Annotated in this window: 10 protein-coding genes and 1 pseudogene (1 of these 11 running past the window's edge); 3 read left to right on the plus strand and 8 right to left on the minus strand. The window is 63.9% G+C overall.

The window, feature by feature from the left end; all coding sequences use genetic code 11:
• Window positions 1-13,401: the 3' portion of a non-ribosomal peptide synthase/polyketide synthase gene (locus ACLEJR_RS11165; RefSeq protein ID WP_440813901.1), read on the plus strand. It extends 4,398 nt beyond the left edge of the window; the window shows 13,401 of its 17,799 coding nt (coding positions 4,399-17,799); the start codon falls outside the window, past its left edge; the stop codon is at window positions 13,399-13,401.
• Window positions 13,402-13,543: 142 nt separating this feature from the next.
• The gene (locus tag ACLEJR_RS11170; protein ID WP_440813904.1) at window positions 13,544-14,839 is read left to right on the plus strand and encodes an MFS transporter; all 1,296 of its coding nucleotides are present in this window, start codon (window positions 13,544-13,546) and stop codon (window positions 14,837-14,839) included.
• 170 nt (window positions 14,840-15,009) lie between these two features.
• Here the strand turns inward: ACLEJR_RS11170 and ACLEJR_RS11175 are convergent, their stop codons facing one another.
• From ACLEJR_RS11175 to ACLEJR_RS11190, 4 genes are all read right to left on the minus strand, one after another.
• The gene (locus tag ACLEJR_RS11175) at window positions 15,010-16,632 is read right to left on the minus strand and encodes an acyl-CoA synthetase (protein ID WP_440813905.1); all 1,623 of its coding nucleotides are present in this window, start codon (window positions 16,630-16,632) and stop codon (window positions 15,010-15,012) included.
• Window positions 16,633-16,764: 132 nt separating this feature from the next.
• A complete protein-coding gene (gcvPB, locus tag ACLEJR_RS11180; RefSeq protein ID WP_440813908.1) occupies window positions 16,765-18,321 on the minus strand; it encodes an aminomethyl-transferring glycine dehydrogenase subunit GcvPB in 1,557 nt (518 codons plus the stop codon).
• Window positions 18,318-19,721: an aminomethyl-transferring glycine dehydrogenase subunit GcvPA gene (gcvPA, locus tag ACLEJR_RS11185; protein WP_440813910.1), complete on the minus strand. Its 1,404-nt coding sequence runs from the start codon at window positions 19,719-19,721 to the stop codon at window positions 18,318-18,320. The genes gcvPB and gcvPA overlap by 4 nt, the downstream gene beginning before the upstream one ends.
• Window positions 19,722-19,754: 33 nt before the next feature.
• Complete coding sequence (locus ACLEJR_RS11190) at window positions 19,755-20,918, minus strand: ATP-NAD kinase family protein (protein WP_440813912.1); 1,164 nt, start codon at window positions 20,916-20,918, stop codon at window positions 19,755-19,757.
• A gap of 156 nt (window positions 20,919-21,074) precedes the next feature.
• On the opposite strand from ACLEJR_RS11190, the gene ACLEJR_RS11195 reads away from it, so the two are divergent.
• On the plus strand, window positions 21,075-21,671 hold the full coding sequence (locus ACLEJR_RS11195) for a TetR/AcrR family transcriptional regulator (protein ID WP_440813914.1): 597 nt from the start codon (window positions 21,075-21,077) through the stop codon (window positions 21,669-21,671).
• Window position 21,672: 1 nt separating this feature from the next.
• Here the strand turns inward: ACLEJR_RS11195 and ACLEJR_RS11200 are convergent, their stop codons facing one another.
• The 4 genes and pseudogenes from ACLEJR_RS11200 to ACLEJR_RS11215 all read right to left on the minus strand — a co-directional run bounded on the left by ACLEJR_RS11200 (window position 21,673) and on the right by ACLEJR_RS11215 (window position 25,612).
• Entirely contained in the window at window positions 21,673-22,098 is a 426-nt protein-coding gene (locus ACLEJR_RS11200) for a DUF1810 domain-containing protein (RefSeq protein WP_440813915.1), read from the minus strand.
• Between the two features lie 72 nt (window positions 22,099-22,170).
• Window positions 22,171-22,863: a type 1 glutamine amidotransferase domain-containing protein gene (locus ACLEJR_RS11205; protein ID WP_440813917.1), complete on the minus strand. Its 693-nt coding sequence runs from the start codon at window positions 22,861-22,863 to the stop codon at window positions 22,171-22,173.
• A gap of 100 nt (window positions 22,864-22,963) precedes the next feature.
• A pseudogene (locus tag ACLEJR_RS11210) lies at window positions 22,964-24,217 on the minus strand (OprD family porin).
• A gap of 90 nt (window positions 24,218-24,307) precedes the next feature.
• Entirely contained in the window at window positions 24,308-25,612 is a 1,305-nt protein-coding gene (locus tag ACLEJR_RS11215) for a CitMHS family transporter (protein ID WP_047703087.1), read from the minus strand.
• Window positions 25,613-25,715: the final 103 nt, after the last annotated feature.

A 25,715-nucleotide genomic window follows, 5' to 3' on the forward strand; every position in this document is an offset into this window, starting at 1 on the left:
CAGGCGCACCAGGACGTTGCCTTCGAGCAAGTGGTGGAGGCCTTGAACCCGCCGCGCTCATTGGCCCACAGCCCGATCTTCCAAGTCATGTTCGCCTGGCAGAACGCGCCGCAGCCTAGCCTTGAACTGGGCACCCTGGAGCTGACGCCGCTGACCACCGCCGAAGACAGCGCCAAGTTCGACCTGACCCTGAACCTGCACGAGCGCGACGGCATGATCGCCGGACGCCTGACCTACGCCACCGCTCTGTTTGACGCTGCCACCGTGCAACGTCATTGGCAGGCGTTGTGCACCACCTTGCAGGCAATGGTCAACGATGACCGGCAGGCCCTCGACGGGCTGTCGATCCTTGGTGAGGACGAACATCACCAGGTGTTGCGCGGCTTCAACGACACGGCCCGCGACTACCCCGCCGACGAGCCGTTGCACAGTCTCTTCCAGGCCCAAGCCCGCCGTCGCCCCGAAGCCACGGCGATTCAGGACGACGCCGGTTCCATAAGCTACCGCCAGCTCGATCAGCGCGCCGAGCAACTGGCTCACTGGCTGGCCGCCCAAGGCATTGGCGAAGGCGCCCGGGTGGCGCTGTGCCTGGAGCGTGGTCCGCGCCTGATCACGGCAATCCTGGCAATCCTGAAGAACGGTGCGACCTATGTGCCCATCGACACCGCCACCCCGGCGCAGCGCCAGCGCGCCCTGCTCGAGGATTGCGCAAGCGCCTGGTTGCTCGCTGACGAATGGCCGGACGCGCCACTGGACACTGCCATGGCGTGCCGGGTGCTGGTCCCGTGGGACTCAGACCTGTCCTTGGACGATGATGCGCCCCCGCGCCAGGTCAACGCAGCGCCGGCGAATACGCCTGCCTACATCATGTACACCTCCGGATCTACTGGCGTGCCCAAGGGCGTGCAGGTACCGCACCGGGCGGTCACCCGGCTGGTGCGCAACAACGGCTTTGCCGACTTCAGCGCCCAGGATCGCATCGCCCTCGCCGCCAACCCGGCCTTCGACGCCAGCACCCTGGAAATCTGGGGGGCCTTGCTCAACGGCGGTTGCCTGGTGGTCTGCCCGCGCCAGACCGTGCTCGACGCCGAGCGCTTGAATGAGCATCTGCTGCGCCATGAAGTCAGCGTGCTGTGGCTCACCGCCGGGTTGTTCCATCAGTTCGCCGACGCCCTGGCCCCGTCCTTCGCCGCCCTGCGCTTGTTGATGGTGGGCGGTGATGTGCTCGACCCGCGTTGTATCGAACGGGTGCTGCGCCAGTCGCCTCCGGGACAGTTGCTCAACGGCTACGGCCCCACTGAAAGCACCACCTTCGCCACCACCCACTGCATCACGCTAGAGGATGCGCTGGCGGGCGACATTCCCATCGGCCGGCCCATCGGCAATACCCAGGTCTACGTCCTCGACGAGCAGCGCCAGGCACTGCCCATCGGCGTCGCGGGCGAGCTGTACATCGGCGGCGACGGGCTGGCCCTCGGTTACCAGAACCAGGCGCAATTGAGCGAAGAGCGCTTCGTCGCCAACCCTTTCATTCCAGGGGCACGGCTGTACCGCACCGGCGACCTGGTGCGTTGGCGTGCTGACGGCGTGTTGATGTTCCTCGGACGCAACGACCTGCAGGTCAAGGTCCGCGGTTTTCGCATCGAGTTGGGGGAAATCGAAGCTCAGCTCAAGGCTCTACCCGGCATCACTGAAGCGGTAGTGCGGGTCGATGCCCAGCAGCGCCTTCTGGCCTATTTCAGCGCGACTCAGGCTCAACAGCCCAATGAGCTGCGAGGCCGGTTGGCTGCGGTGTTGCCCGACTACATGCTGCCGGCGGCCTTTGTGCAGGTGGGGGCTTTCAGCCTGACCGCCAACGGCAAGCTGGACCGTCGCGCCCTGCCCGAGCCGAGTGAAGACCACTTCGCCATGCAGCGCTACGAAGCGCCACAGGGGCCGGTGGAAAGTCGCCTCGCCGAGCTGTGGGCGCAAACCCTCGGCGTGCCGAGGGTGGGACGCCAGGACAATTTCTTTGCCTTGGGCGGGCATTCGCTGCTGGCGGTGCAGCTGGTCGAGCAGATGCGAGTGGACGGTTGGGCCATCGATGTGCGCACCCTGTTCGGCGCCCCCACGGTCGGCGCACTCGCGACGCTCCTGACTGAACATGGCGAGGCCCCGGCCGATGCCCTTGACGTACCAGGCGGCCCCTTGCCGGCGGGCTGCACTCGGATCACCCCGGACCTGCTGCCCTTGGTTGACCTGACTCAGGCACAGATCGACCGGATCGTTGCCAATGTGGAAGGGGGCGCGGCCAACGTACAGGACATCTACCCTTTGGCCCCCTTACAGGAAGGCCTGTTTTTTCATTATCTCTTGCAGGACCAGGGCGACACCTACCTGCTGCACACCACCCTGGCGTTTGACCAGGAGACCGGCCTGGACGCGTTCTGCGCAGCCTTGCAACAGGTCATCGAGCGTCACGACATCCTGCGCACCGCCCTGGCCTGGGAAGACCTGGACCAACCGGTGCAGATGGTCTGGCGCACCGCACCGCTGCCGGTCGAAGTCCTGCGTATCACTCAAGGCGATGCGCTGGCGCAGTTGCAAGCCCACACCGATTCCCGCCAGCGACGCCTGGACATCCGCCAGGCACCGTTGCTGCGGGTGATCAAGGCATTCGACGCCGCGCAACAGCGCTGGCTGTTGCAGGTCTTGCACCATCATCTGGTACTGGACCACACGACGCTGGAGCGCATGGTCGAAGAAATCGTCCTGATTCAACAGGGCCGACACAGTGCACTAGGAGAGCCAGCGCCGTTCCGCCGCTTCGTCGCGCACGCACGGCGTGGCCAGGACAGCGTCCGGCAGCAAGCGTTTTTCCAATCGATGCTGGCCGACGTCAGCGAGCCCACGGCGCCGTTCGGGCTGCTCGATGTGCAAAATACCGGCGCGCTCGACGAAGTACGCGCGCCCCTCGAACCGGCGCTGGCGACAGCCCTGCGCCAGGCGGCACGACAGCATCGGGTGGGCGTTGCCAGCGTCTTCCACCTGGCCATGGCACTGGTGTTGGGCAAGGCTACCGGCCGCGCCGACGTGGTGTTCGGTACGGTGTTGCTGGGGCGACTACAAGGGGTTCAAGGTGCCGACCAGGCATTGGGCGTGTTCATCAATACCCTGCCGCTGCGCATCGGTTTTGCACAGCGTTCGGTGGTCGACAGTCTGCAGGACACCCACCAGGCGTTGTCGGCGCTGCTCGAACATGAGCATACGCCATTGACCCTGGCCCAGCGCTGCAGCGGCGTACCGTCCGGTACACCACTGTTTTGCGCCTTGCTCAATTTCCGCTACAGCCTGGAAGACACCCCGCACCAGCAGGTGGAGGGCATGCGTGTGCTCAGCACCGCCGAGCGCACCAACTATCCCTTCACCTTTTCGGTGGACGACCTGGGCCAGGGTTTCAGCCTGACTGCGCAGATTGCCGGGACCGTAGGGGCACAACGGGCGTGGGACTTCATGCACTGCGCCCTGGCCAGCCTTGTCGAAGCCTTGGACAGCGACCCGCAGCGGCTTGCCCGCAGCCTCGACGTACTGCCGGCGCAAGAACGCCAACAACTGGCGCGGTTCAACGCCACCCAGCGCGCCCAACCCGAGCGCGCCCTGCTGCACGAGCGCATCGAAACCCAGGCGCGCCTTACGCCAGGGGCGGTGGCGGTACGTTGCAAGGGTTATGAACTGACCTATGCCCAGCTGGAGCGCCAAGCCAATCTACTGGCCCGGCATCTGCAGGCACTCGGCGTCGGCCCCGACCAGCGGGTCGGTATCCATCTGCGCCGCAGCCCGGAACTGATCGTCGCGCTGTTCGCCGTGCTCAAGGCCGGCGGCGCCTATGTTCCGCTGGACCCGGCGTACCCGGCCCAGCGCCTGGCCTACATGCTCGAAGACAGCGCCCCGGTGGCCGTTCTGACGATGAGCGATGCGCCGCTGACGCTGACACTCACTGGCGAATGCCAGCGACTGAACGTCGACGAGGTGCTGCGCGGCGGCAACGCACCGCAGGGCGACGCGCTGTTGGGCGTGGGGCTTGAGCCTCACCACCTGGCCTATATGATCTACACGTCCGGATCCACCGGGCAGCCCAAAGGCGTGATGATCGAGCATCGCAACGCGCGCAACTTCCTTGACTGGGCGCTGCGCAGCTTCAGTGCGCAAACTCTCGAACGCAGCCTGTTCAGCACCTCGGTCAACTTCGACCTGTCGGTGTTCGAGTGCTTCGCGCCGCTGTCCTGTGGCGGGACCCTGGAACTGGTGGACGACGCCCTCGCCTTGCTCGACCAACGCCCGGACCTGAGCCTGCTCAACACCGTGCCGTCAGCGCTCGACGCGCTGCTGCGCGCCGATGCCCTGGCGGCTTCGCTGGAGTGCGTCAACCTGGCCGGCGAGGCGCTGCCCCGGAGATTGGTGGAGCGGTTGTTCGCCAACAGCGCGGTGCGCCAGGTCAACAATCTCTATGGTCCGACCGAAACCACGGTCTATTCGACCTGGGTGTCGATGGACCGTGATCGGGGGTTCCAACCGCACATCGGTCGGCCCATCGACAACACCCAGGTGCACGTCCTCGACGAGGCCCTGCAACCGTTGCCGATGGGCGTGCCGGGCGAGCTGTACATCGGCGGTGCCGGCGTCGGGCGCGGTTACCATCGCCGCCCGGAACTGACCCGAGAGCGCTTCCTGGCCGACCCCTTCAGCAGCGACCCGACGGCACGGCTGTACCGCACGGGCGACCTTGGCTTCTGGGATGCCGAGGGGCAGCTCCACTATCTGGGGCGCAACGACTTCCAGGTCAAGATTCGCGGTTTCCGCATTGAACTGGGGGAAATCGAAGCAGCATTGCTGGCGTTGCCCCAGATCAGCGCAGCGGCGGTGCTGGCCCTGGCGCGCGAAGGCCGAGAACCGGCGTTGGTGGGCTACGCGGTAGCGGCCGCCGGTCATGGGCCGCTGGTCGCGACGGCCCTGCGCGATGCCCTGACCGAGGTTTTGCCAAGGCACATGGTGCCGGCCCTGATCATGCCGCTGGACAGCCTGCCGCTGACGCCCAACGGCAAACTCGACCGCGCGGCCTTGCCGCGCCCCGATGACGACGCCTGGAGCGCCCAGGCCTATGAAGCACCGCGTGGCGAGCTGGAATGCCTCATGGCCGAAATCTGGTGCGACCTCCTGGGCGTGGCCCGGGTGGGCCGGCACGATGACTTCTTCGAACTGGGCGGACATTCGCTGCTGGCCGTGCAATGGGTCTCGCGGGTGCGCCAGCGCCTGGGCCGGGAACTGTCCCTGGCGACCCTGTATGCGCACCCGAGCGTGGCCGGACTGGCACCGCTGCTGGCCAACGCCACACGCAGCGCCCTGACGGGCATTCCCGTATTGCCGCAAGCAGCGGCGCGACCCTTGTCATTCGCCCAGCAGCGTCTCTGGTTCATCGCCCGCCTGGACGCCCAGGCCAGCGCCGCCTACCACATCAGCGGCGCCCTGCAATTGGACGGCGAGCTGGACGAGAATGCCCTGTGCCGTGCCCTGTCGCGTATCGTCGAGCGCCACGCGGTGCTGCGCACCCGGTTCGTCGAGCAGGACGGCGATGTCCGGCAAATCATCGACCCCACGCCACGCTGGGATTACGAACGGGTGGAGCTGGCCGAAGCCGCCGACTTGCAACGTGCCATGGCCCACGAGGCCGCCCGCCCCTTCGATCTGAGCGGAGGCCCGCTGCTGCGGGTGTGGTTGGCGCGCCTGGGTGCCCATCGCCACACGCTGCACGTGACCTTGCACCACATCATCGCCGACGGCTGGTCCATCGGCGTGCTGATCGACGAACTCTCGGTGCTGTACAAAGCTTTCCACGGCAATGCACCCGATTCGCTTGCGCCCCTGGCCATTCAATATGCCGATTACGCCGCCTGGCAACGTGAATGGTTGGCCGGCGAGCGTGGTACCAGGCAACTGGCCTACTGGCTCGAGCACCTGCGCGAGGCCCCGGAACGGGTCGACCTGCCCACCGACCGCCCGCGGCCGCCGCGCCAGGATTTCGCCGGCGCGCGCCTGGGGGTGGCCCTGGATGAGTCCACCGCTTCGGCGCTCAAGGCAATGGGCCGGCGCCACGGCACGTCGTTGTACATGACGCTGTTGGCCGCCTGGGCCGTGGTGGTGGCGCGCCTGTCCGGCCAGGCACGGGTCGTCATCGGCACCCCGGTCGCCAACCGCACCCGCAGTGAGGTGGAGCCGCTGATCGGCTTTTTCGTCAACACCCAGGCGCTGTGTGTAGACCTGAGCGGCTCCCCGGAGGTGGGTCAGTTGCTGGCCCAGGTTCGCGAGCATGCCTTGCATGCCCAAGCCCATCAGGACGTCCCGTTCGAACACGTGGTCGAGGCGCTCAACCCGCCGCGCTCGCTGGCCCACACGCCGGTGTTCCAACTGATGTTCGCCTGGCAGAACGCGCCCCGCAGCAGCCTGGACCTCGACGGCTTGAGCCTCACGCCCCTGGCCGGCGAGCAGACCACCGCGCCGTTCGAGCTCTCCCTGGAGCTCTACGAAGCCGAGGGACGGATCGTCGGCGGGCTCAACTACGCCACCGCCCTGTACGACTGCGCCAGCGTCAGCCGCCATTGGTCTTACCTGGTCCAGGTACTGAAGCAGTTCATTGCCGACGATCGACAGGCGATCACGCACTTGGTATTGGTCGACGCCGACGAACGCCAGCGCCTGCTGCATCAGCTCAACCCGGCGCCGACCCCATTCCCCGAGGCGGGCTGGGTGCACCGCCCCTTCGAACGTCAAGCGCTGCTGCAGCCTGACGCGATTGCCGTCGAACTGCATGGGCGCGGCTTGAGCTATGGCGAACTGGACCGCCAGGCCAATCACTTGGCCTGGGCAATGATCGATCAGGGCGCAGGGCCCGGCCAGCGCGTGGCCATCCACCTGCCCCGTAGCCTGGAAATGGTGCTGGCCCTGGTTGCCACGCTCAAGTCCGGGGCGGCCTATGTGCCGCTCGACCCCAGCCAGCCGATTGCCCGTCGGCAAGGCATCCTCGACGATTGCCAGCCCTGCCTGCTGCTGTGGGATGCCGAGCGCGTCGAGGCCCTGCGGACTGGCGAGGGCTGCCGCACATTGTCCGTCCGCCTTTCGGCCACCGCGACAGCGGCCCCCGCCGCGCCACCGCTGGCGCAGCCGAGCCCGGACGATCTGGCGTACGTCATGTACACCTCCGGCTCTACCGGCCTGCCCAAGGGCGTCGCCATGGGGCATCTGGCCCTGAGCAACCTGTTGACCTGGCAGGCCAGTCACGCGCTGCCCGGTGCCGCGCGCACCCTGCAATTCGCCGCGCTGGGCTTCGACGTGGCCTTCCAGGAAATGTTTTCCACCCTGGGCAGCGGCGGCACGCTGGTGTTGCTGGACGAGGCCCGGCGCCTGGATCTCTCTGCACTGCCGCAATGGCTCTGTGATAGCCGCATCGAACGCCTGTTCCTGCCGTACATTGCCCTGGCGGCCCTCGCCGAGCGCTGGAGCGAAGCACCGCTGGCATTGCCGGCGCTGCGCGATGTGATCGTCGCCGGCGAGGCGTTGCGCATCACCACTGCGCTGCGCGCGTTTTTCCGCCAGCATCCGCAGGCACGCTTGCACAACCACTACGGTCCGACTGAAACCCATGTGGTCTGTGCCCATACCCTGGGCGACGACCCTGAGCAATGGGCCGACGTACCGGTGATCGGTCGGCCGATTGCCAATACCCAGGTGTGCCTGTTGGACGCTCATGGCCAATGGGTGCCCCAGGGCGCCGTGGGTGAGTTGCACGTGGCGGGCCCGGCCCTGGCCCAGGGTTACCTGAATCGACCGGACCTGACCGCCGAACGCTTCATCAACTATCTCCTCGACCAAAGCGGCGAAGCACGCCTCTACAAAACCGGCGACCTGGCACGCTGGACCCCCGAGGGCACCTTGCAATACCTGGGACGCAACGACTCGCAGGTCAAGATCCGCGGTTATCGGGTCGAGCTGGCCGAGGTGGAAAGTCGCCTCGATCAAGTGCCCGGCATTCGCGAATCAGCGGTCGTCGTGCAACTCGGCGAGCAGGGGGAACCCCGCCTGGTGGCCTACTTCAGCGCCACACAAGCGCTGTCACCCCTGGCGCTGCGCAGCCAATTGAGCGAACGCCTGCCGGAGTACATGTTGCCAGGCGCCTTCGTGCAACTGCAGAGCCTGCCGCTGACCGGTAATGGCAAGGTCGATCGCCTGCGCCTGCCGGCCCCAGCGCCTGAATCATTTGCCCAGACGCCCTACAGTGCGCCGCAGGGCGAGCTGGAAATCAGTCTGGCGGCGATCTGGAGTGAACTGCTTGGCGTCGAGCCGATTGGCCGGGAGGATGACTTTTTCGCCCTCGGCGGGCATTCGCTGCTGGCATTGCGCTTGCTCGCCCAGGTCCGCCATCGCTTGGGCTTGGAAGTGTCGCTCTCGGCAGTCTTCGCCCAACCGCGCCTGCATGCCCTGGCCACGCTGCTTGGCGGTTCCGTCCAAAATCGCCTGGCGCCGTTGCCGGAGGCTGATCGCAGTCAACCGCTGCCGCTGTCGTTCGCCCAGCAAAACCTCTGGTTGATCCAGCAGCTCAATCCGGATTCGACGGCGGCCTTCAACATGCCGGCCGGTTTGCGCTTGCGCGGCCAGTTGGATGAAAGCGCCTTGCGCCGAGCCCTTGACCGCATCGTGGCGCGCCATGAAAGCTTGCGCACGCGCTTCGTCAGCCTGGCCGGACACGCGCGGCAACTCATCGACCCGCCAGCCGCCTTGCCGCTGGCCAGCCTGGACCTGAGCACAGCCGATGCGACAGCCTGGCAAGCCCATTGCGCCGAAGAGGCCGGCCGGCCATTCGATCTCACTTGTCAATGGCCGGTCCGTGCCCGCCTGCTGCGCCTGGATGCCGACGACCACATCCTGCTGGTGACCGTGCACCACCTGGTCTCGGACGGCTGGTCCATGGGAGTGCTCACCGACGAGTTCTCCCGCCTCTACCAGGCCTTCAGCCAAGGCCGGGACGATCCATTGCCGGCGCTGACGCGCCAGTATGGCGACTACACCCTGTGGCAACGCCAATGGCTGCAAGGCGATGAACTGCAGCGCCAGCGTGCCTACTGGACCGCACACCTGGGCGCGGCACCGACCTGCGTCACCCTGCCCACCGACCGGCCACGCCCGCCACGGCTGGATTACGCGGGTGCCAGCTTGCCGGTGCAGATCGACGCGGAACTGACCCAGGGTCTCAAAACCTTGAGCCGGCGCCATGGCGTCACCTTGTACATGACCTTGCTGGCCGCCTGGTCCGTGGTGGTCAGTCGCTTTTCGGGCCAGGCGCAGGTAGTCATCGGCTCCCCTGTCGCCAACCGTGCACGGGTCGAGCTGGAACCGCTGATCGGCTTCTTCGTCAATTTCCAGGCCCTGTGCATCGACCTGGACGAAGGACCGCGGGTCGACGCACTGCTGGCCCAGGTCAGGGCCCACGCCCTCGCCGCCCAGGACCATCAGGACTTGCCCTTCGAGCAAGTCATCGAAGCGCTCAACCCACCGCGGTCGCAGGCCCATAACGCGGTTTTCCAATTGATGCTGGCCTGGCAGAACGCGCCCCGTGGGGAGCTTGACCTGGGCAACGGCTTGCAGTTGGAAAGCGTTGGCGCGCCCGTGACCACGGCCAAGTTCGACCTGGCGCTGGACGTCCATGAAGCCGATGGCGTGATCCAGGGTGGTTTCAATTACGCCACCGCGTTATACGATGCGGGCACCGTGGCGCGCCATTGGCACGCTCTGTTGGCAGTGCTGCGAGCCATGGTCGCCGACGATCGGCAAATCGTGACCACCATCGACTTGCTCAGTCGGGCCGAACGCCAGCAGTTGGTAGACGGGTTCAACCCTGTCGTCACCCTGGCGCCGACGACGGGCGAACGCCTGCACCAACGCTTCGAGGCCCAAGCGGCGCGCCGAGGCGATGCCATCGCACTCCAGTACGGCGCGCAGACCCTGAGTTATCGGGCGCTCAACCAGCGCGCCAACCGCCTGGCCCATCGCCTGCGAGAGCTGGGTGTCGGCCCGGACAGCCGTGTGGCAATTCACGCCGAACGTGGCCTGGACATGCTCGTGGGCATCCTGGCCAGCTTAAAGGCCGGCGGCGCCTATGTGCCGCTGGACCCGGTCTATCCCGCACAACGCTTGAACTTCATCCTTGGCGACAGCAACCCTCGGGTGGTACTGGCCCTAGAGGCACTACCGCCAGCGCTGCAGGTGCCCGCTGCCTGTACGGTGCTATCCCTGGACCCGCACCGCGGCAACTGGAGCGAACAGCCCGGAACAGACCTGCCGCCCGATCCCCAGGCCAGCGATGCCGACCTGGCGTACATCATCTACACCTCCGGTTCGACCGGGGTGCCCAAGGGTGTGATGATCGAACACCGCTCGGTGCTACGACTGTTCAGCGCTACCGAAGGCTGGTTCGGGTTCAACGAGCGGGATGTCTGGACGCTGTTCCATTCCTTCGCATTCGACTTCTCGGTCTGGGAAATCTGGGGCGCGCTGCTGCATGGCGGTCGGCTGGTGATAGTGCCGTATCTGACCTCACGCAGCCCGCAGGACTTCTATGACCTGCTGGTGGACGCCGGCGTCACGGTCCTCAACCAAACCCCCAGCGCCTTCTATGCCTGGATGAAGCAGACCCGCGCCGAGCCCCATTGCCTGCGCTGCATCGTGTTCGGTGGGGAAGCCCTCGACGCCGCCGCGCTGCGGCCCTGGTTCGCACGACCAGACTGCCACCCTACGCAATTGGTCAACATGTACGGCATCACCGAGACCACGGTGCACGTCACCTATCAACCGATCAAAGCTGCCGACTGCAACACCGACGCCGGACTGGTGCCCATCGGTCGGCCGATTCCGGACCTGCGGATCTACTTGCTCGATGAACACGGCGAGTTGGTGCCCCAGGGCGTGGTCGGCGAGATCCATGTCGCCGGGCCCGGCCTCGCCCGGGGCTACCTGAACCGGCCGGCCCTGGATGCCGAACGCTTTCAGCCGGCGCGGTTCGCCGGAAGTCGCGGCGAGCGGCTCTACAAGACCGGCGACCTGGCCCGCTGGACCGTCGACGGCCGGTTGCAGTACCTGGGCCGTAACGACCAGCAGGTCAAGGTGCGCGGCTTTCGCATCGAGCTGGGGGAAATCGAAGCGCGCCTCGCGGCGCTGGACGGCGTGCGCTCGGCCGTGGTGCTGGCGCGCCAGGACGAGCCGGGGGATCCACGCCTGGTCGCATACCTGCTGGCCGAGTCGGGTGGTGACCTGGCGCCGGGGGCGCTGCGCGCTGCGCTGGCTGAACAACTGCCAGCACACATGCTGCCCGGCGCCTATGTACAACTGCAAGAATGGCCGCTGACTGCCAATGGCAAACTGGATCGGCGCGCCTTGCCGGCGCCGGACCGCCAGGCTCTGCAACAACGCCCCTACACACCGCCGCGCGGTGCTACGGAAACCTGTCTGGCACAGCTGTGGTCGCAGCTGCTGGGGGTCGAACAGGTCGGCCGCGACGACAACTTCTTCGCCCTCGGCGGACATTCATTGCTGTTGGTGCAACTGCTCGACGGTCTGCGCGCACACGGCCTGGACGTCACGGTGGGTGCGCTGTTCAGCGCCGAGGACCTGGCGGCACTGGCCCGTCAGGTGGTGACGAGGGATGCCGCCGACACCCAGGGACTGCTGTGTATTCGTCCGGGCAGCGGACGCCAGCCGCCCCTGGTCTTCATCCATGAAGGCACTGGCGAGGCGCTGCCGTATGAACGGTTGGCCCGCCACCTGGACCCGGATCTCGGTCTCTACGCCGTGCAAGCCGCGGCGGAGCTGGAAGACGCTATCGACAACCCGACTCTCGCCAAGCACTACATCACGCTGTTGCGCACCGTTCAGCCCGACGGTCCTTATCGACTGGCGGGCTGGTCGGCTGGCGGTGTGTTGGCCTACGAAATGGCGCGCCAACTGCTGGGCGAGGACGAGCAGGTGGCGTTCATCGGGCTGATCGACAGCAGCGAGCCGGGGGCGCTGCGGGCACCGGTGCTGCCCCTCAGTCTCGATGAAAGCGACCTGCGCGAGCAATTGCTTGGCTATCTGGCCACCCGACAGGTCAATGAAGATAGGCAGGTGCCATGGCACAACGGCCTGGACCTTGATGGCGTGCTCGCTACGGCGCGCAGCCGAGGTTGGTTACCGCCCGGCTTTGATCGCCCGGCGCTGATCAGCCGGGCGCGCCTGAACCTGACCTTGCGCAACGCCATGGTCCGCTATCGACCGGCTCCCCTGGGCCGGCCCGTGCATCTGTTCAGTGCGGCTTTGGCGCGTCCCGAATTGTTCGGCACCCGCGACCTGGGGGCCGACTGGCGAGCGCTGCTGGGCGCGGACTTGGTGGAGCAGCGGATCGCAGGCGATCACTGGTCGATCATGCGCGATCCGACACATCTGCAAGGTCTGGCGGCGGCCCTGGAGCGGTCGCTGGCCCAGAGCGAGGCGCATCGGCTCGAACCTGCCGCCAGCCGTGCCAGCCTGACGTTGCAAACCGGTTCGCCCAACGCGCCCTGCCTGTTCATGGTGCCGGGCGCAGGCGCCAACGTGAGCAGTTTCGTACCGTTGGTGCGCCAACTCGACGCGCGGTTGACGGTGATCGGGCTGCAAGCCCGTGGCCTCGATGGCCGCAGCGAACCCCACGGGTCGGTGCAGGCGGCGGCTCGCGCCTACGTGCGTGAAATCCGTGCCCAGGTGCCGCACGGCCCCTACTATCTGCTGGGACATTCGTTCGGCGGCTGGCTGGCTTTTGAGATCGCCCGTCAGTTGCAGGCAAGTGGTGCGCAGGTGGCGCCAGTGCTGCTGATCGACAGCCGTGTACCGGGCAAGCGCATGGCCCGCGATACCCGCGAGGCCCTGGGGCGCTACGTGGCGTTACTGGAACTCGACGCTGGATGCAGTCTGGAGCTTGACCTGGATACCCTGGCGAATCAGGAGCCGGATGAACAATGCGCCACGCTGCTGGGGCGCATGCAGGCCGTGGGCCTGATGCCGGCACAGGCCAGGGCAACGTCACTGTTCGGCCCGCTGCGGGTGTTCCTGGCCAACCTGGCGACCGACTACCAGCCGACACCGGCCTACCCGGGCGCTGTGATACTGCTGGAGGCCGAGCATGGCCGCCAACCGCCAACGCCGGTCGAGCAGCGGTGGCAGGCCGTTGCCTTGAACTTCGAGCAGCGCGTGATCGCTGACTGTGATCACCTGTCGATCCTCAAAGCGCGAACGGCACCTGCCCTGGCCGCTCACCTACGCCACCACTGGCCCGCGCTGGAGGCGCCGTTGTCCCGTGAAGATTGATGCGAGCTCAGAGATGTCATCTCCCCGCAGTGGCCGTAAGCCTGCTCCTGGAGCGAGCACTCAGTCGCCATTGATGTCGGCTGACCCACCGCCATCGCGAGCAGGCTCGCTCCCGCAAGGGGCGCGGGAGGTCCGGCCCTGGTTGTGGGTCTGGCTCGGCCAGGTCGCGTCGACCCTGGGATCGGCCCTGGCGGCTTTCAGCCTGGGCATCTGGTTGTTGCAGCAACAGGCCAGTGTCACCGACTACGCCTGGATCATCGCTTTGTCGGCGTTGCCCGGTCTACTCCTCGCACCGCTGGCCGGCTGGCTGGCGGACCGTTGCGAGGCGCGGGCGATTTTGCTCGGTGTCGAATGCTGCAGTGGCCTCGCCGCGCTGGCGCTGTGGTGGTTGTTCGACCAAGGTGCGTTGGAACGCGGCCCGGTGTATGCCTTCGCCGCGGTCAACTCCAGTGCGCTGGTGGTGCGCATGCTGGTCTGCCAGGCGGCGATCCCGCGCTTGCTGCACAGCCCACGCGCCATCGGACGGGCCAACGGCTTGATGCAACTGATGGTCGGCTTGCCGCAACTCCTCGCGCCAACCCTGGCGGCATTGCTGCTGGGCGCTGTCGGCGTTCCCGGAGTGCTGCTGCTGGACGTCGGCGCAGTGCTGTTTTCCGCGGGCATCCTGACCTGGTTGGCGCTGGTCGCTTCGGCGCTGCGCATCAGTGGCACCGGCCACACCGCGCCCATCGTTGGCATCCCGGCTGTGCTGGCCGTGCTGCGCGCCCGTCCGGCATTGTGGGCACTGTTGGCCTACCTGGCATTGGAACACCTGATGCTCGGCCTGGCCTCGGCGCTGATATCGCCTTTAGTGATGGAGCGCCATTCGGTACTGGTACTGGGCACCGTGATGACCTGTGGCGGCCTGGGCATGCTCGCCGGCTCGTTGTGGGTAGTGGCCAGACCACCAGCCCGGCTGATCCGCACCGTACTGCTCGCGGATCTGCTGCTGGGGGCCAGCGTGCTGGGCATCGGCATCAGCGACTCGCCGATGCTGCTGTACGCAGCAGCTTTCGTTGCGTTTGGCTGCTTCTCGCTAAGCACCAGCAGCGACCAGAGCTTCTGGCAACGCAGCCTGCCCGCCGAAGTGCTGGGACGCGTCTTGTCGACGCGGCAGATGATTTGCCTGCTGGCGATGCCGATCGGTGCACTGGGCGCCGGCACCCTGGCTGACGCGTGGGCGATCCCGCTGTTGAGCGCCCCCGGCGATTGGCAGGACGCACTCGCACCGGTACTGGGCAGCGGCAAAATCGGCGGGTTGAGTTTGCTGTTTGCCATTGCCGGCTTTCTGTACGTGCTGTTGGCCTGTCTCGGTCTGCTCATCACGCCGCTTCGGCGGCTGGCGCCGGGATGGACGGGGGCACCTGTGCCGTTTGCGCCAGACGCCGGCGCTTGCTGAACCAGGCGTTTACCGAGCGCTCATCTCTTTGCAGGAAGCTGTTACAGGCGCCCCGGAATACTTTCAAGATACCCGGCCACGCAGAAGCGGCTGCCGGGCATGAAATAGCCATTCGGCGCCGCCTCCTGCCACCGGACCACGAACGCGCCGGCATCCATGCTCCGCGACGCTCAGAGGGCCTTGGCCCAATCGCGCAACAAGTACTTCTGGATCTTGCCTGTAGAAGTTTTCGGCAACTCGACGAACACGACAGTCCTGGGCAATTTGAAACCTGCCAGATGCTCACGACAGAACAGAATGATGTCGGCTTCGCCGATGGCCTGATAGTCAGCTTTAAGCGTGACGAAAGCGCAGGGTGTCTCACCCCACTTTTCGTCCGGGCGGGCGACCACAGCGGCCTCGAGTACGGCCGGGTGACGGTAGAGAACATCTTCGATTTCGATGGTGGAAATGTTTTCCCCGCCCGAGATGATGATGTCCTTGAGACGGTCCTTGATTTCGACATAGCCGTCAGGGTGACGAACCGCCAGGTCGCCTGTATGGAACCAGCCACCGTCGAATGCCTCATCCGTCGCCCTGGGGTTTTTCAGGTATCCCTTCATGACCGTGTTGCCGCGCATGAAGATTTCTCCGACGCAGGTGCCGTCGAAGGGCACCGGCTCAAGGGTTTGCGGGTCGGCGACCATCAGCCCTTCCAGCGTCGGGTAGCGTACGCCCTGGCGCGACTTGATCCTTGCACGCTCCTCCAACGGCTGCTCGTCCCACTGCGTATGCCAGGCGCATACAGTCACCGGGCCGTAGACTTCGGTCAGACCATAGACGTGGGTGACCTTGATGCCCATCCGCTCGACCGCGTCGATGACTTTAGCCGGCGGTGCCGCGCCCGCCAGCATCGCATCCACCGGATGATCGAGGGTGATTCTGTTCGCTTCGGGCAGGTTGACCAACCCGTTGAAAACCACGGGCGCTCCACAGAGGTGACTGACCCGATGCTCGTTGATCAACGCAAGAATCCGCTGCGGGTCGATCCGACGCAGGAAAACATGCGTTCCGGCCAGGGCGGTGACCGTCCATGGATAGCACCAGCCGTTGCAATGGAACATCGGCAATGTCCACAGATAAACCGGGTGGTGCCCCATGGCCCAGGTCATCTGATTGCCCAATGCGTTGAGATAGGCACCGCGATGATGATAGATGACGCCCTTGGGGTCACCGGTAGTGCCGGATGTGTAGTTGAGCGAAATGGCTTGCCATTCATCAGCGGGCCATTGCCAGGCGAACCGGGGATCGCCGTCAGCGAGAAACGCTTCATAATCCAACGGGCTCACGGCCTCGCCATCCCCATATGCCGGATCGTTCACATCGATGACCAGCGGGGGCTGGGCAAGCGATCCCAGGGCCTTGCGAATAACAGCATGAAATTCCCGATCGGTGATCAACACCTTGGCCTCGCCATGTTCCAGCATGAAGGCAATGGCCTGCGCATCGAGGCGCACGTTCAACGTATTGAGGACCGCGCCGATCATCGGTACACCGAAGTGAACTTCGAGCATCTCAGGAATATTGGGTAGCATCACCGCCACCGTATCGCCCTTGCCGATACCGTGCCTGACGAGTGTGCTGGCCAGGCGTCGGCAGCGCTCGTAGGTCTGTCGCCAGTTGCGTCGAATGGGGCCATATATCACTGAGGGGTAGTCACCGTAGACAGAGGCCGTGCGCTCGATGAAGCTCAGCGGAGAGAGGGCGACATGATTGACCGCCGAGGGTCCGAGACCCGTTTCGAAAATCGACATGAGATGATCCTGTAGGGTGATCGCCAGCCGGCTTATCGTGCTGAAAACCACCGATGGCTGATTGTTAGCTCTGTTCAGGTTTCTGAAGCGACCCCGCTTGATCGAGGGGCCGCTGTCACGCTACGCGTCGGTTCAAGCCGTCTGACGCTTGTTTTTGCGCCGGTACGCGCGCCAGGTCATGGCCCAGCGCGCCGGATCCTCCAGCGAGGCGCCCTTGAGCCGGTGGATCGCCTGGTTGTGCGGCGACGTCTTGACGATCTCCGGATTCGAGTACGCCTCGTCGCAAACGTGCGCAAGCACCGCAATCCAGGTGTCCAGCGCCTCCTTGCCGTACATCTCGCCTGGTTCGGGCGTGAAAGGCTCTGGTACCAGCCAGGGATGATGGCTACTCCACATGGGGTCGATACCGAAATCGCTCATGCGATTCTGTACATCATGGACATCGACCCCGGTTTCTTCCTTGAGTTGCTCGAGGCTGTAGCGGGTCATCTCCATCCGCGGGCTCGTCATCCCCGGGTGCGAACGGGAGACCCCCCGTATCGCCAGCAGGCCCTTTTCCATGTAGTTGTTGGCCAGGACCGAGATGTCCGAAGCCTCTGCCATCCCTGCCGCGCCCATGGCGCGAGACCAGGCATAAGCCTTGAGGATGACCGGTACGTTGCCCCAGAACTCGCGAATCTTGCCGCAGCTTTGCGCACGGTCATAATCGAGGCGATAGCGTTCACCGTCATACGCCACCACAGGTGTCGGCAGGAATGGCGCGAGCTCCGCCGAGCAGCCATAAGCTCCCACCGCAGGTCCCCCTACTCCACTCTTAGGCGCTCCGAATGTCTTGTGCAGCATGAACATGCATGCATCGAAACCCAGTTCTCGCGCACGGATCTTGGTCATTGCGCCGTTGAAGTTGGCGTGGTCGTAGAAGCACAGGCCGCCCGCCTCATGCACCACTTTTACCCACTCTCGAATCTGCGGGTTGTACACGCCCATGTCGTCGGGATTGTTCACCATCAGCGCTGCCGTGCGATTGGACACGGCGGCCTTGAGCGATTCGAGCGAGGGATAACCGTTCTCCTCGATCATCAGGGTAATGACCTTGAATCCGGCGGCGGCGGCCGTCGCGGCGCTGCTGGGGTGAGTCTGGATCGTGGTGATGATTTCGTCGCGCTGCTCCAGTTCGCCTCTCGACGCGTGATAGGCACGGGTCACTGCGCAACTGGTGTAGGCAGCGTCTGCACCGCCGCCGGCCTGGAAGACAAACTGATCCATTCCGGACAACTCCCGCAGGATCATGTCCATGCCATGCACGACTTGCAGCGCACCTTGCAGAGTGTCCTCGTCCTGATGGGGGTGGACGTGGGTGATTTCCGGGCGCCAGGCCATTGCCTCGTTGATCTGGGCGTTGTACTTCATGGTGCAGGTCCCGAACAGGCTGATGTTCATCATGCCGAGCGTCTGTTGCGACAGCCGCAGGTAGTGATACAACACTTCGGGTTCGGACATTTCCGGCAACGCCGGTTTACGCGAGCGTCGCATGTTGGCGGGGATCAAATCCTCGGCCTCGCCGACCACCGCTTGTATGTCGGCCTCGGCATCGGAAAAAATCACACCGCGACGACCGGGGTAACCCATTTCAAGGATGACAGGCTCGTTCCAGACGGGGGCATGGTATTGCTTGAGGGATGTGTTCATTGTGCAATGACCTCCTTGAGTGCAGCGCTCAAGCGCTGAATATCGGCCTGCGTGTGGATCTCGGTGACGCAGTACAAGGCACTGGCGCCAAGTTCTGGAAAATCCTGGGTCAGGTCTTTGCCGCCGAAGATCCCGAGTGCAAGCAAGCGTTTATTGATTGCCTTCACGCTCAGCCCGGTAGCGTCGAAATTCACCACGAACTCCTTGAAGAAGCCGCGAGGGAATTTCACTTCCAAGCCGGGAATCTTCGCCAGCAGCATGGCCGCGTAGCGAGCCCGTTGGAGGATGAGCCTGCCCACATCCTCGAAGCCTTGCGGCCCCATCATCGCCATGTACACGGCGTTGGCGATGGCCCACATGTAAACCGAGTGCCCAGTCCAATCGTTACCCTTGTCACGCAAGCCGTAGGAGGATTGTTCGAACAGACTCAGGCCGAAACCGTATTCACCAGGCTGCGTGGTTTCAGCAATGCTGATGAACAGCGTCGGGTACTGATGGGCATACATTTCTTCGTCGCGGGTGGCGATGAAACCACTGACCCCGCCACCGCAATTCATGTGCACACCCAGCGGCTGGGTGGTTCCGACCACAATGTCCGCGCCGAAATCGATGGGCGCGGCAAGCACTCCCAACGAGATCGGGTCGACGCCAACGATCACTTCTGCACCCACGGCATGGGCAATGGCGGCAATCTCAGCACCTTGCTGCTCTATCACGCCGAAATATGACGGTGTTTCGAAGTAGACGGCAGCCGTTTGCGCACCGATGCAGGCCCGAAGATGATCGAGATCCAGCAAGCCGGTCTGCGCATCGTAGTCCACGAGGCGCACGGCGATATGTCCTGGCATCTCCACGGGCTCGCAGTAGTTGCGGATGATCGACAGTCGCTCCGGGTCAATGGCGCGTACCACGGCCACTTCGTTACGCCCGGTGATCCGTGTCGCCATGCGAATGGCATGGCCCGCGGCGCACCCCCAGCTGCGTACCGGCAGGCCGACCAGGTCCATGTTCAGCAATTCGCCGAGCTGGCTGCAGAACTCGAACCAGGCCTGGTTGCGGCCGTGATCGGAACTGGGCTCGCCAAAAACCGAGGTCAACCATTCGTTGCGCCGTACGACCTCGTCGCACGCCGCCGGAACGTGGTGCTGCCAACAGCCGGCACCGAGAAAGTTCAGGTTTTGCTCACAGGTCCTGTTCCTCGACAACGTACTGATGAGGTGCCGGCGCAGCTCGCTTTCATTGAGAGCCGGCGGCAGATCGATCGGCCGCTGCAGCCGGTGATCGGAAGGTATCTGTTGGAACAGTTGTTCGATACTGTCGACGCCGATCGCGTCAAGCATCTCCTGCTTCAACGTGGGAACGGAGTTCGCCATATAGGGGTGGGCGACATGATGATGCATGGGGTTATCCTCGTTTTTCGGATGAACAGATGATCAGGTTCGAACCCTGAAGAAGACGGACCGGTCAGGTCCCGTGTGAACGCGTATATGGCCGCTGAGCAGGGCGTCGACTTGGGCGTCGCCCGTGTCAACGCGCAGGCAGCCGGCATCCAGGGAAAGGAGCTTGTTCATCGAAGCGATCACCGTGATGTGTTCGCGCCCTACCCGGCGGATGATTTCGGCGCTGATCTGCTGATTGCCACGGCCGAACAAACTGCCATGACCGCCCAGGACGCCGACAATGATGCGGGTCTCATGCCCCTCCATGAGTCGGATCAGCTCATGCTCACTGAGGTCGGCCCCCACCAGCGCACCGTCCATGACGGCATCTACGCCCAGTAGCGTCGAAGGCAGGCCGAGCTCGGTCATCACGCGCCGCGTCGTGGTACCAGGCCCCAACAGGTACAGGCAGCCGGGTTGCATTTCCCTGGCAACCCGCCGACATGTCGCGTCGAGCGCCAGGTCGTCTGGAACTGAACCCGCCTTGGCGTTTTGCGTCAGATGGCGCGAATATGGGCTGCGCGCATAGCCATATAAGCGCGTCGACACCTGGTCGCTGCGCATGGCGGCCTCATCGATGTCCATGACTTCCGCCTCACGAAAGCGCACCGAGGGCTGTCCGGCGATGAACTGTGCGGCCAGCTCTCCGGCATTCCGCGGATTGGTACCGAACACCGCGGAATACATTTTCACGCCCGTCGGGATCCCCAGGATGGGCACGCGATCACTGACCATGCCCAGTACGTCACGCGCCGTGCCATCGCCGCCCGCGAAAAGAAGCAGATCAACCGATGCGTAAGCCATGACCAACGCCGCATGTCGCGTGTCATCTGCGCGGGTCGGTCCGGGGTGTGCCGAGTACACGACGATCGGGTCGAGGCCGGCGGCCCGCGCAACGTCTTCGCCCTGCTCTCCTGAGCCGGTGAGCAGCCGAAACGGCGTCGGCGACGCCGCCAGTCGCTGGAGGGCGAGTAAAGCCCTTTCGCCTGAAACAGGATTGGCCCCCCGACGCCTCGCCTCTTCCAGGATCTCGACACCATCGGTGCCCTTCAGGCCCACGGGTCCACCCATGCCGGCGACCGGATTGACGATAAGGCCGAGGGTTTTTTCCGAACCCGAATGATCGAGTGAAACATCTGAATCGCGCTGTGCACGCATTGATCGGTATCCTGTGCTGAGTGGCAGAGCCTTGGAGCCGGTGAGTAGGCTGCCAGTCGTTTGCATACGCCGTGTATGTGAGACACAATACTGCATACGCGGCGTATGTCAATTCACATACGTAGCGAATGTTATTTTTCAAAAGGAACACGATTGATGGCGCAAAAGCGTGCGGACATGATTGCGGAAACCCGCGGCAAGCTGATCAAGGCTGCGCGAGAAGCATTTGCCGTGAAGGGATACGCGGACAGTTCAATGGACGATCTCACTGCCCAGGCGGGTCTGACCCGTGGCGCGTTGTATCACCACTTTGGTGACAAGAAGGGTTTGCTCCAGGCCGTCATCGCCCAGATCGACAGCGAGATGATGGAGCGCCTTTCGGTGATCACCGACGAAGCGAGTACGACCTGGGACGGTTTTGTCGATGAATCCATCGCCTACATCAAAATGTCACTGGAGCCGGAAATCCAACGCATCGTCTTCCTAGACGGGCCGGCGGTACTGGGCGACCCCTCGCAATGGCGGAGCCAGAATGCTTGCATCCACAGCACTCAGCGCAGCATCCAAAAGCTGATTGATGAAGGGACGATCCACAACGTCGCCCCCGAAGCGACAGCGCGCCTGATCATGGGTGCTCTCCTCGGCGCGTCCCTGTGGATCGCTCACGCTGATGATCCACACATGGCTTGCGAACAGGCCGTCGCGAGTTTCCGGGCACTGGCCTCTGGATTGTTGCTCACCGGTCAGCCGTGACTCAGTCCCCAAGCAGAAGCAGCGTCTTGGGGTCGGGTTCACCCGAATAGAACTGGTCCAGCGCCCGGGAATACAAGGTCGACTTCGGCTGCGCTGTCATGAACAGCGTGAGACAGGAGCGAAACTTCAGATCGTCGGGCGAACCAAAGATCTGCCCGGCGCTCCGGTCGCGGTGTTGCAAGACAGTCGTCACGCACGCCTCCAGCCGAGGACCGAGCACCTCGTGCTGCAGGTACGCGCAGGCTTCGGCCACGCCAGAGAGGGCGAACCGAGCTGCCATCTCGGTGCGACCGAGGCCCTGCAACTGCGGAAAGACGAACCACATCCAGTGCGTTGTTTTCCGACCTGCGCGCAGTTCGTCCATGACGCCACTGAACACCGGGGCCTGGGCTTCGACAAAACGGGAAAGATTGTAAACGTCGCTCATGATTCACTTGCTCCATCCACCGGCCGCATCGTTCGCAGCCGGCAGTGTCCGTTTCAGCGAACAACCTATGACTCAATCCGACTGCTCTTGCTTCAAACGCTTGAGCAACGCATGGGCGGCGGCTTCGGAAGATGCCGGATTCTGGCCGGTGATCAGGTGCCCATCCTCCACCACATAGCTGGCCCAGTCCGCCCCCTTGGAATACTCGCCGCCCTTGGCCTTGAGCATGTCTTCCACCAGGAACGGCACCACCTGCGTCAGCCCTACCGCCTCCTCTTCGGAGTTGGTAAACCCAGTCACCTTTTTTCCTTTCACAATCGGCTGTCCGTCCGGGGCGTTGACGTTCTTGAACACCCCAGGCGCGTGGCAGACGGCGGCAATGGGTTTATTCGACTCGTAGAAGGCTTCGATGAGGACCTTGGAGTCAGTGTCCTCGGCCAGGTCCCACAGGGGGCCATGGCCTCCTGGATAAAACACCGCATCGAAGTCATACGGGTCTATCTCACCCAGTGGCAAGGTGTCGGCCAATGCCATCTGGGCCTGGGTGTCCGAGCCAAAGCGTCGGGTCGCATCGGTTTGTGCGTCCGCTTCGTTGCTCTTGGGGTCCAGCGGTGGTTGCCCGCCCTTCGGAGAGGCAAGCGTGACCGTCGCATTGGCGTCGACGAACACATAGTAAGGCGCGGCGAATTCTTCCAGCCAGAAGCCGGTCTTTTTGCCGGTGTCACCCAACTGATCGTGCGAGGTAAGAACCATCAGAATGTTCATGTACATCAGCCTCCGGGGGTAAACGGGCGAAGTGAGCTCGCCCTGCATTACTCTCAGAGGCCGCGTTGGGGCAGACGTTCAAGCGGGTTTGACCAAGCTCCTACCAAAGCGCAACGTCGTAGGTAAAGTAGATTCGGTTGCTGTCACGGCCCCGTGAGAAATCCGAACGATAGACGTAGTTGCGCAGCTTCACCCCCAACCCCTTGAACGTGCCTTGCTGCACGACATAGGCGACTTCGGCATCACGCTCCCATTCCTTCACGGTGCTGTTGGATTTGCCATCGTTGCCGCTCAGGTAGCGACTGGAAAACGTGAGGCCAGGTACACCGAGGCGGGCAAAATCGTAGCCATAGCCGAGCATCCAGGTCTTCTCGTCCTCCTCGATGAACTTGCCAATCCCGACATTGCTGAAGGAATAGACCGTGGCACCGCTGATATATGGCAAGCCGGCCTCGCCGCTGAGCGCCTGGTAGCCGGCACTGAACGTGTGGCCGACAACAGCATAGGACAGCAGGCCGCTGAGCATGTCGTTGTCGATCTTGCCGCCGTAGGCTGAACCTGAATCGACACTGTTGAAGTAGCGCAGGTCGCTGGTCAGCACCCCGCTGCCCAGCGGCAGGTCGTGTTGGATGTCGGCAAAGTTCTGTCGATAGAAGTTGTCGAGCTCACCGTAGAAGTAGCTCAAGCGGGTATTTTTCCCCAGTTTGTAATCGGCACCGGCGTAGTTGAAGTCGCCCGACTGATCGCCAGCGTAGCCGTCAGGCACGATCGGCATGCTGTCGCTGGAATCCCGCAGCTAGAAACGCTCCAGATGACCAGCGGTCAGGGCGAGATTATCGATGTCCGTGCTACTGACCTGCAGCCCCTGGTAGGTCTGGGGCAACAGTCGCGCGTCGTTGTAGATCAGCACCGGGGTCTTGGGCAACAAAGTGCCGTACTTGAGCGTGGTCTTGGCCACCCTCGCCTTGGCGGTCATCCCCGCGCTGGCAAATTCATCGGCGGCGCGACCATCGTCATGGACAGGCAACAGACCGGTGCCACTGCGGCCACGCCCGGAGTCGAGCTTGACCCCGAGCAGCCCCAGGGCATCGACGCCAAAGCCAACGGTGCCGGGGGTAAAACCCGACTGGTAATCCAACAGAAAGCCTTGGGCCCATTCGGTGCGTTCGCTCTTCGCGGATCTGGCAGCCCGTGCGCTCATCCCGTGCTCATCGCGAAAGTTTTCATTGAAGTAGACGTTGCGCAGTTGCAGCTTGAGTTTGCTGTCGTCAACGAAACCTTCGGCGTTGGCAACGGCCAGCGGCAACAGGCCAAGCACTGGCAATACAGCCCTAGGTGGCAAAAAAGTATGCATATCGGTTCTCTTTGTTGTTATTTGGCGTGCACGTCAGCGCACCCCTCGATGGCGAGGCGTGTCGGGCGCAAAGCGAAGGTGTCGGGTGGTTCAGGAAAACAGGGTCAACGCACCTGTCAGCAAGGCCAGTGCGGTAATCACCAGGGACGTGAGCACGGCCCACTTGACGGTCGCTTTCTGGAAGTCGCCCAGGTCACGATCGACCATGCCCACCAGCAGCAAGGTCGAAGCCACCAGCGGGCTCATCAGGTGCACCGGTTGACCGAGAATCGACGCCCGGGCGATTTCCACCGGATCGATCCCATACGCAGCAGCGGCATTCGCCAGGATGGGTACGACGCCGAAGTAATAGGCATCGTTGGACAGGACGAAGGTCAGCGGCATGCTGGTGATCGCCACCACCAGCGGGAACAGATGCCCCCACGAGGGCGGAATCCAGTCGACCAGGGTCTGCGCCAGGGCATCGACCATTTTTGTCCCGGAGAAAATTCCGGCGAAGATGCCAGCGGCGAAGACCAGCAGGACCACAGTCATGGCGTTGCCCGAATGGGCAAGAATGCGCTCCTTCTGAATGTCCAGTTGCGGATAGTTGATCATCAGCGCCAGGACGAAGCCGATCAGGAACAGGATCGCCGAGTGCATGAGCCCCATCACCAGGGCCGCCATGACCGCGATCACCAGGAGCAGATTAACGTAGGCCAGTTTCGGGCGCTTGTGTGGGGTGTCTTCGATGATCGCCTTGATGTAGCAGTCCCCGCCGCCGCTTTGCAGCTGGACGTTGCCAATGCGCTTGCGTTCGGCACGGCCCAGCAGGAAAGCGGTGAACACCACCCACAGCGCACCGCCGATCATGGTCGGCAGCAAGGGCACGAAGTAATCGCCGGCGTCCAGGCCCAGTGCGGCGATCGCACGGGTCGCCGGGCCGCCCCAGGGGGTCATGCCACTCATGATGCTCAAGGACAGCATCGCCACCGTCGCGAGGATCATCGGGTTCATGCCGATACGCTTGTACAACGGCAGCATGGCGGCGCAGGTGATCATGTAGGTCGTGGTGCCATCGCCGTCCAGCGCTACCACCAGCGACAGCAAGGCCGTGCCGACGGCGATTTTCATCGGGTCGCCATTGACCCGCTTGAGGATCTTGCGGATCAGTGGATCGAACAGGCCGGCGTCGATCATCAGGCCGAAAAACAGGATCGCGAAGAGTAGCAAGGCAGCGGAAGGCGCGACCATTTTCAAGCCGTCCAGCATCATCTTGCCGGTGGTGCCGCCAAACCCGCCGATCACCGCAAAGACAATGGGCACGACCGTCAGGGCGACGATCGGCGACAGGCGTTTGGTCATTATCAGGAAGGTGAAGACCACCACCATGGCCAAGCCAAGTAAAGCGAGCATAGGTCAGTTCTCTTGTTGTTATTCGTAGCTTTACCAACACCCAGGCGCACGCCTTCCAACCTGCCAGGCGACACGTTCAGTGTGCCTGGCAGAGGTCAAAAAT

This window comes from Pseudomonas sp. SMN5 (assembly GCF_052041925.1).
Lineage (GTDB): Bacteria > Pseudomonadota > Gammaproteobacteria > Pseudomonadales > Pseudomonadaceae > Aquipseudomonas.

Coding starts and splice junctions, on each gene's coding strand:
- ACLEJR_RS11190 (WP_440813912.1), bottom strand. CDS start 20,918: ATGCGTGCACAGCGCGATTCAGATGTTTCACTCGATCATTCGGGTTCG.
- gcvPB (WP_440813908.1), bottom strand. CDS start 18,321: ATGAACACATCCCTCAAGCAATACCATGCCCCCGTCTGGAACGAGCCT.
- ACLEJR_RS11205 (WP_440813917.1), bottom strand. CDS start 22,863: ATGAACATTCTGATGGTTCTTACCTCGCACGATCAGTTGGGTGACACC.
- gcvPA (WP_440813910.1), bottom strand. CDS start 19,721: ATGCATCATCATGTCGCCCACCCCTATATGGCGAACTCCGTTCCCACG.
- ACLEJR_RS11215 (WP_047703087.1), bottom strand. CDS start 25,612: ATGCTCGCTTTACTTGGCTTGGCCATGGTGGTGGTCTTCACCTTCCTG.
- ACLEJR_RS11175 (WP_440813905.1), bottom strand. CDS start 16,632: ATGTCGATTTTCGAAACGGGTCTCGGACCCTCGGCGGTCAATCATGTC.
- ACLEJR_RS11195 (WP_440813914.1), top strand. CDS start 21,075: ATGGCGCAAAAGCGTGCGGACATGATTGCGGAAACCCGCGGCAAGCTG.
- ACLEJR_RS11200 (WP_440813915.1), bottom strand. CDS start 22,098: ATGAGCGACGTTTACAATCTTTCCCGTTTTGTCGAAGCCCAGGCCCCG.